Genomic DNA, 1407 nt, shown 5'->3' with positions numbered 1-1407 from the left:
GTTGGACTGGTGAAGTGAAAGTCTAGGCTGCGAGGGCCTGGGCCCGGTATCGGACCGGGCTCAGGCCCTCGAGCTTTGTAGAGATCCGCTCGTTGTTCCACCAGTCGATGTAGTCGTCGAGCGCTGCACCGAGCTCGCTGGTGGTGGCGAAGGTGTCGTGGTGGAACATCTCTTCCTTGAGGTGTCCGAAGAAGTTCTCGGCCACGGCGTTGTCCAAGCAGGTGGCCTTCCTCGACATCGACTGGACGGCGCCGGCCGATTCGAGGAGCCTGCGCCAGGAGGAGTGCTGGTACTGGAATCCCTGGTCAGAGTGCACCAGGGGCCTCTGACCGGGCATGAGGGTGGCCAGAGCCTGCGCAAGAGAGGTGTTCGTCAGGTCCAGGCCCGGCGAGAGGGCCCAGGAGTGTGCCACGACCGACCGGTCGAACAGGTCAATCACCGGTGAGAGATAGACCTTCCGATCCCCGACCCGGAACTCGGTGACGTCGGTGACCCACTTCCGGTTCGGGCCCTCGGCTGTGAAGTCCCGTTCCAGAGTGTTCGGTGCCGTCCGGCCGACCTCCCCGAGGTAGGAGCTGTAGCGGCGCCTGCGGCGGACTTTGCAGACAAGGCCGAGGGCCCTCATCAGCTTCAGCACCGTCTTCTTCGCCACCTGCCAGCCTTTCCGGGCCAGCACGGCGTGAACACGCCGATGCCCGTAGCGTCCCTTTGCCGCAGCGAACTCGTCGCTGATCGCGGCCTTCAGGTCCCCGGCTGGATCCGGTTCGGCGAGCTTGCCCTGATGGTAGAAGAACGTCGACCGGGCCAGTCCGGCGACCTCCAGCAGCGTCCCGAGTGGGTGCTCGGCCTTGAGGGCGATGACGGCCTGGACCTTCACCGTCGTCCTTGATCCCTCAAGGCCCGCAGTTTTCCCAGATAGGCGACCTCTGCCCGCAGCCGCTCGTTCTCCCGCCGCAACCGCGCCAGCTCGGACTCCTCCCGGGGCTCAGCGTCGGGATCGGCGCGTGGACGGCCTCTGGGCTTCGGTCTCAGCCCGTCCTCGCCTTCGCTGCGGAACTTCCGCACCCACGTCTCAACGAGCTTGGGCGAAGACAGATCGAACTCCCGCGCCAACGCCACAGCGGTCTCACCCGCAAGGACGCGACGGACCAGCTCGAGCTTGAACTCGAACGAGAACGACCGCTTCGTCGGTTTCGTCACCAACGCACCGCCTCCCCGAACCCGCCACCGGTCATACAGCCGCCGCACCGCCGAGCGCGAACCACCAAGACGCGACGCGACCGCCCTTGCACCCCAGCCGGCCTCAAACAACGCTACCGCTGCCGAACGCTCATCCTCTGACAACGAACTCCATGCATACACAAAACTGCTCCCCTGCAATCGGAACTGAATTTCTCAGTCCAACTC

2 protein-coding genes and 1 pseudogene are annotated in these 1407 nt (G+C 65.1%); all 3 read right to left on the bottom strand.

Annotation, left to right across the window (positions count from 1 at the left end):
• Window positions 1-22 precede the first annotated feature (22 nt).
• On the bottom strand, window positions 23-877 hold the full coding sequence (locus ACVWWH_RS20155) for an IS3 family transposase (RefSeq protein WP_457317798.1): 855 nt from the start codon (window positions 875-877) through the stop codon (window positions 23-25).
• Window positions 874-1200, bottom strand: coding sequence for a helix-turn-helix domain-containing protein (locus tag ACVWWH_RS20150; RefSeq protein ID WP_457317799.1), 327 nt, complete (start codon window positions 1198-1200; stop codon window positions 874-876). The genes ACVWWH_RS20155 and ACVWWH_RS20150 overlap by 4 nt, the downstream gene beginning before the upstream one ends.
• A gap of 33 nt (window positions 1201-1233) precedes the next feature.
• Window positions 1234-1362: pseudogene (locus ACVWWH_RS20145) on the bottom strand (helix-turn-helix domain-containing protein); the annotation flags it as partial.
• Window positions 1363-1407: the final 45 nt, after the last annotated feature.

The organism is Sinomonas sp. RB5 (assembly GCF_054063535.1).
This window is presented reverse-complemented; position numbering and strand designations above follow the sequence as displayed.